Source organism: uncultured Senegalimassilia sp., assembly GCF_902464545.1.
Classification (GTDB): Bacteria; Actinomycetota; Coriobacteriia; order Coriobacteriales; family Eggerthellaceae; genus Senegalimassilia.
In genome coordinates, this window is the sequence record NZ_CABQJR010000017.1 from 46,310 (window position 1) to 52,512 (window position 6,203).

Annotated in this window: 5 protein-coding genes; all 5 read right to left on the reverse strand. The window is 65.0% G+C overall.

The window, feature by feature from the left end:
- Window positions 1-197: 197 nt before the first annotated feature.
- The gene (locus tag RDW26_RS06140; protein ID WP_307982921.1) at window positions 198-722 is read right to left on the reverse strand and encodes a metallophosphoesterase family protein; all 525 of its coding nucleotides are present in this window, start codon (window positions 720-722) and stop codon (window positions 198-200) included.
- Between the two features lie 35 nt (window positions 723-757).
- Window positions 758-2,245, reverse strand: a complete 1,488-nt coding sequence (locus RDW26_RS06145) for a helix-turn-helix transcriptional regulator (protein ID WP_307982922.1) — start codon at window positions 2,243-2,245, stop codon at window positions 758-760.
- 205 nt (window positions 2,246-2,450) lie between these two features.
- A complete protein-coding gene (locus tag RDW26_RS06150) occupies window positions 2,451-4,196 on the reverse strand; it encodes an FAD-binding protein (protein WP_307982923.1) in 1,746 nt (581 codons plus the stop codon).
- Window positions 4,186-4,794, reverse strand: coding sequence for a cytochrome c3 family protein (locus RDW26_RS06155; protein ID WP_298629153.1), 609 nt, complete (start codon window positions 4,792-4,794; stop codon window positions 4,186-4,188). The genes RDW26_RS06150 and RDW26_RS06155 overlap by 11 nt, the downstream gene beginning before the upstream one ends.
- Before the next feature lie 369 nt (window positions 4,795-5,163).
- Window positions 5,164-5,613 (reverse strand): Hsp20/alpha crystallin family protein, encoded by a 450-nt coding sequence (locus tag RDW26_RS06160; RefSeq protein ID WP_298629151.1) that lies wholly within the window; start codon window positions 5,611-5,613, stop codon window positions 5,164-5,166.
- Between the last annotated feature and the right edge of the window lie 590 nt (window positions 5,614-6,203).

A 6,203-nucleotide genomic window follows, 5' to 3' on the forward strand; every position in this document is an offset into this window, starting at 1 on the left:
AAGGCCGCCCACCGGGCGGCCTTTTTGCTGTTTGCTGCCAAAAATCGCGCGAGTGCGTGTCCATCCAGGGCCGAGCAAAAACTCGGTCCTTTTCGTTTCCGTCGAGGAATACCGGCAAGTACGAAAGGGGCTGCCCAAGTCGGGAAAGACACCAGCAACACGCAAGCGGCCGCCCGATCGGGCGGCCGCTTCGCTATCTATTTCCCCATCTCCATCAAGACTTCGCCTTCGAGCGATTCGACGCGAGCCGCGCGAACGCGGCCCGCTTCCAGCTCGATAAAGCCGACCGATGCCGGGAACCCGCCACGCGGGCGGCTGCAGCTTCCCGGACAGATGAACAGGCTTGCCGGGTACGCATCGCGGCCGGTGAGGATCTCGGGGATATGGGTGTGCCCGTGCACGCACACTTGCGGCAGCGGGTCGCCCGGCGCGATCGCGCGCGAGCCGTTGAAGCCGATGCGCGCGTCGTTGGGATAGTGCGCAACCAAGAAGCGCACGCCGTCGATAACCGGATAAGCGAACCGCGTCACGTTCTTGCCGTATTCGTCGTAGTCGTTGTTGCCCAGCACCGCCGTAGTGGGCGCCATGATCTGCAGCTCGCGCAAAATGCCGGGGTCGCAGATATCGCCCGCATGGATGATGTGGTTGCAATACGCCAAAGCGCCCAGCGCCGCATCGGGCAGACGCCCATGCGTATCCGAGACCAATCCAACCAGCTTCATGCAAGCATCACCTTCTCCTTTAGGCGAACAGCGCCCTACCCTTTCTCCACCAGATCGATCAGGTCCTGGTGCGAATGGATGTCCAGCTTCGCGTATATGTGCTTGACGTGGGCTTTCACCGTGTTGCGCGATACCACCAGCTGCTCCTGGATGTAGGCGCGGTCGCGGCCGCGCGCGAGCATCTGGAACACCTCGAGCTCGCGCGGGGTCAGGCTGTACTGGCTTGCCAGCGCCTGGCAGCGCTCATCGAACGTGGCCTTGGGCGTCTCGACCACCGCCGTCTCGACCGGCGTCACGCCGTCGATGACCTCGCGGAAGCTGAACCGCCGCAGCCCGATGAGCGCATAGCCGACGAACAGCAGGATCAACGCCGCAGCGAACAGGTCGAACAGCGGCGTGCCCATGCCGGCGAGCACGTTCGCGCGCACGCCCACCGCCGCACCCAGCGTAGATCCCAAACCCGAGATGCCGCGACCCCACGCGAACGCCGCCACCGCGCCGCGGCTGTTACGCGCCGCCACCGCGACGAGCACGGCCCATGCGACCATGTCGAACAGCGTGTTGCCCGTGGACAGCAGCAGCACCGTGGCGATGCTCGAGCGCGGCAAGTCCATGGTCATGGCCAAAAAGCCCGCCACGATGAACAGCACCGACACCTGCACGAGCAGATCGGCGGGGAAACGCTTCTCGGACAGCAGCGCCCAGACGGCCACCACGGCCACGGGCAGGATCGCGAAGAACGAAGACAGGGGCACGCCACCGACCTCGCCGAAACGCAGCGAGCAGCCGAACGCCACGCGGAACAGGAACAGGCACACGAACAGCTGGCTGGCCAGCGGCAGAAACGACGAAGGGCGCGTGACCGAGAAGTCGTGCGGCGCCTCGCCGGCCTGCGTCTGCTCGAGCACCGGGCGCGCATCGCGCCACGACAAGGCCCATGCGGCGAAGGGCGCCGCAAGGAAGAACACCGTGCCCGCCCACACAGGCAAAAGCCACGCGAACGCCGACGCCGCAGCTTGCGCCACGAACGCCAGCGGGATCAGCACGCTTGCCTGAGCGGTGGACAGCCGCGACGCGGCGATGCCCGCGGTCAACGCGCACCACGCGCGGCCAACCGCCAGCGCGCACGACGTCAGCACCAGCAACGGCGCGCTGCCCAATCCCAGCGCCAACGGAAGGGCGCAGCCTACCACCATGAGCGCAAAAACGCCCGCGTTCAGCTCCCGCACATGCAAAAGCGCAGGTCGGAAGGTCGCCAGCAAGCCAATGGCTATGAGAACCGCCGCGTTGGCGGTGATGGATATGTCACGCGCGTACGTGAAAATCCCGTCGAAGGCCGGGAACACCGATACGTTCATGAACGACGAGACGGAAAGCACCAGCGACAGCGCAGCGAACGAGCGCCAGAACGCCGGCGTGAACAAGTCGCGCACGTTAGCGCGGTCGGCTTCGGTATGCACATCGGCGGCTTTCTCGTGGGCGTTCACAGCTTGGCCTTCGCCGTATGTCATCTTCTTCGTCATACGCCCCATTCTAGCATGCTGCGATTCTCATCCGTTAGCAGGCAGCGGTCCGTCTCACCCTGCGACGGCCCCTCCTTGCGCGCAGCGCCACCGCGCCCCCGGCAACGGGAAAGCGCCGCACACCCGAAGGTGCACGGCGCTTCATAGGTCAGCGCGTAGCGGGCTCCCGCGATCCGCAAACTCGCAGGATCTCTCCCGGCAGGCCCTACGCCTGGCCGGTTGCCGCCAGCATGCCGGCGCGACGGCCTTCGACCATGGTGCGGCCGCAGGCCAAGCCCGTGAACAGGTTCGGGTAGCTGGTGCTAAAGAAGCCGCCCGAGCAGTCGCCGGCCATGTACAGGCCGTCGATCTCGGAACCGTCGTCGCGGGTGGGATGCATGTTCGTGTTGATGCGCACGCCGTCGAGCGTTGCCAGGAACCATGCGCCCGTGCGGATGCCGTAGTACGGCGGGGTCTTCAGCGGCATCAGACGGTAGGGCTCCTTGTTGTAGTCCTCATCCTTGCCGTTCTCCGCCATCTGGTTGTAGCGATTGAACGTCTCCACGAAGTTGTCCACCGGGAGGTTCAGCTTCTGCGCCAGCTCCTCGGGGGTGTCGGCCTTCTGCAGATAGCCCTTCTCAAGCAGCGGATCGAAGAACATCTTGGGCATCAGACTGATGGGCATGTTCGACGGGCTGCCGTTGTCGAACGGGTACAGGCGGCAGCAGCCGACCTCGTTCATCTGCTTGACCTGCTCGACATAGTCGCTGTCGAAGATGTCGCAGTAGGTGTGGCCAGGCTGCATGACGGTGGAGTGCAGCATGTAGTCATAGGGGCCGGACTCGTTGCAGAAGCGCTTGCCGTTGAGGTTCACCTTCATGAACGGCTGCTCGCCGAACCAGTACCACTCGCCGACGATGCCGTCGCCGGCCTTCTCGTCAGGCTTGACGGCCGCACGGTTGAACATGCACGCGGCGCCGATGGGGTCCATCTGGCCGCCGACCCACATCGCGGCTTTGATGCCGTCGCCCGTGGGGTTGCCACCGGTGCCGTTGCGGGCGATGGAGATGCGCATCTTCTGGTTCCAGGGCTGGCGCGCCTCCATCATCTCCAGGTTGTTGCCGTAGCCGCCCGTCGCCAGGATGACGCCCTTGGGGGCGTTGATGCGGATGTAGTGGCGGTCGTTCACGTCGCGGGCGATGATGCCGACCACGCGATCGTTCTCGTCCTGCTCCAGCTTGATGAGCTCGGTGGACCAGCGGAACTCGGCGCCCTTGTCCTCGGCGTATTCCTTGAGCGACACGCCGAAGTTGAAGTTCTTGTCCTCCTTGCCCTTGTCGGTCTTGTTCGGGCTATGGCCGGTCGCCCACGCCTTGTCGCGCGCGCCCTGGCCCTCCGTGCCCACGGAGCCCTCGAACTGCATGACCAGACGACCGTCGCGCTCGACGATCTCGGTGAGCCAGTCGATCAAGGCGCCGGATTCGTTCGCCCACACCTTCACCAGGTCGTAGTCGATGAAGCCGTTGGCGTAGCGGACGATGTCCTCCATGGCCTCCATCTTGTCAATCTTGAACTGCGGGTACTCGTCGAACGAGGCCAGCTGCAGCTTCGAGTCGATAGCGCCGATGTCCTCGCGCGGGCACAGGACGCTCGGGGTGCGGTCGATGCCGAGCACCTTCGCGCCGTTTTCTGCAGCGGAGATGACGGCGGGCAGGCCGGCGGTGCGGCAGCCCACGACCAGCACCTCGGTGTCGATGGTCTCGGTGATGTCGCGTTCGGCGACCTCGGGGGCCTGGCCCAGCCAGCTGGGCGTGCCGGGCACCTGGCCGGCGCTCGTGTTTACCGGCTCCTCGCCGGCGGGAACGGTGTAGCCGTTGCCGCAGCCGGTCAGCGCACCCATGGCGGCGGCTCCGATGGCCGTGATGCCGGCGCCCTTGAGGAAGGTGCGACGGTCGAGTCCGTTATGCTGCATTCGGGGCCTCCCATCCCTCGGGCATGTTCAAGTTGTGGCACTGGTTGCACATGAGCACGCTCTTCTCGTGAGCCTTGTGGCAGTCGCCGCACTCGAGCGCCAGGTCCTGGTGGCTGCTATGCGGGTTGAACTTCTCGTCGTTGCCCTCGAAGCCCCAGGTGCTGGCGACCACGTCGTCCATGTCGTGGCAGCCGCTCTTGGCGCAAAACTCCTCGCTGGCCATGTCGGCGCCATCGGCCAGCTTCGTGCCGTCGGCGGTCATGGGGTAGTCGTCGGCGGTCCACTTCATGACCTCGCCCACCTGCTCGGTGATCACGGGCTCATGACAGCTCAGGCAATTGTTGCCCGCCTCGGCGTGCGCGGTCACCAGCATGCCCTGGTCGCCGCTGTAGTACGTGTCGACGTAGCTGTCCATGGGGCTGTGGCAGATGGCGTTGCAGAAACTGGGCGTCTCATGCCACACCCAGAAACCTGCGCCCGCCACCACGATCACGGCGGCCACGACGCCGCCGACGATCCAACCGCGCTTGGCCTTGCGCTTCGGGGAAGGCGTTTGCGCGTCCTCGCCGGGCTGGGAGAACTTCTCGTCTTCAGCCATTCGTTCCTCTCCTTTTCCTTGGAACCTTCGACAAGCCCGGCGGGTGCGACGACGCTCGAGGAAGACGTCGGCGGCCGGATGGCGGCCGCATGCTGGCGAAAGCGACGCGTTGCGCCGTGCCCCACCCGCCGGACTTGCCGCGGGGCCCTCCACGGCCCCACCCAACGCGCACATCATGCGCCCGTACAAGCGCGCACGCCTAGTACCCCCGTGGGGTAAACTTTGCGTTTACCCAGGTGAGAGCGTGGTAGGGGAACGCGGAAAACCCCGCCGCGGGTATACCGCGACGGGGTTTTCGTAAGGAGGTGAGAGTTGAGAAAAAGCTCGAGGGGCCAGGAAGAGCCGATTCGGAATCGCTGCCCAATCCGGCTAGTCGATGGAGATGGAACGCGAGGTTTCGGGCTCGGGCTTGGCGATCTTCTTCGGCACGTCGATCTGCAGGGTGCCGTTGTCGAACTTGGCCTTGATGTCGCCTTCCTCGATGTCATCGCCGACGTAGAAGGTACGGCTGCACTTGCCGCTGAAGCGCTCCTGGCGCACGTAGGTGCCCTTCTTGTCCTCGGTCTCCTGCTTGGTTTCGGCCGTGACGGTCAGATAGCCGTCCTTCAACTCGGCCTGCACGCCTTCCTTATCGAAGCCCGGCAGGTCGATGGTCAGCTCGAAACCGGTCTCGGTTTCGCGGATGTCGGTGCGCATCAGGTTCGGCGTGGTCTTCACGCTCGGCGCCGCCATGGTGCCGAAGAAGTTGTCGAACGGGTCGGTCATAAGATCGTTGAGGAAGCGATTAGAACGAGGTACCAACATGGACATCATCGTCATCTCCGTTTCTTGGGGCGAAACGCGCTGCCCGGCGCCGGCCGATCCCCGGTCGAGCGCCTTGCCCGATACGCTTGCCCGGCAGGCGGTTGCGCCGCATCGCGCAACGACCACCGAGCTTGCGAACGGGCCGGCAAGTTGTTCCGCCGCCGTTTCGGTTGCTTTCGTTGCGGCCCCGTTCCGGGGGCCGTTCCTTTGAACAGTTATCGTTATAGACCCTGCGTTAGCACTCTGCAAGCGAGAGTGCTAACGCGTTACCTTCACGTCATTTTCGCGTCACGATGCGGGAACTTGAGGGATCGAAGGAGCCGCAAACCGCACGGCGGAGGCCGAGGGCGCGCAGCAGGCGAGGCCCGGAGCCGGCCAGCCACCCGCGATCAGCGCGGCAGATGACGGGACCGCGCGCCATCTTCATGCGGCGTTCACGCTTCTTTAAGGCTTCTTTAAGGCTTCTTTAAGGCGACGCGCCTACTATATGAACCGTTCCTTATCCCTTCCCTTTACGGATCGCGCCCTCCCATCCGCGATCCAGCCAGGCGGATTCTCCCACTCCCGCCTGGCGCGCGGGGCGCGGGAGGGCCCCCCCCCCCCCC

Bases quoted from the DNA above. Each gene is read 5' to 3' on its own strand.
- RDW26_RS06160 (WP_298629151.1), bottom strand. From the start codon at position 5,613: ATGACGATGATGTCCATGTTGGTACCTCGTTCTAATCGCTTCCTCAAC.
- RDW26_RS06145 (WP_307982922.1), bottom strand. From the start codon at position 2,245: ATGACGAAGAAGATGACATACGGCGAAGGCCAAGCTGTGAACGCCCAC.
- RDW26_RS06140 (WP_307982921.1), bottom strand. From the start codon at position 722: ATGAAGCTGGTTGGATTGGTCTCGGATACGCATGGGCGTCTGCCCGAT.
- RDW26_RS06155 (WP_298629153.1), bottom strand. From the start codon at position 4,794: ATGGCTGAAGACGAGAAGTTCTCCCAGCCCGGCGAGGACGCGCAAACG.
- RDW26_RS06150 (WP_307982923.1), bottom strand. From the start codon at position 4,196: ATGCAGCATAACGGACTCGACCGTCGCACCTTCCTCAAGGGCGCCGGC.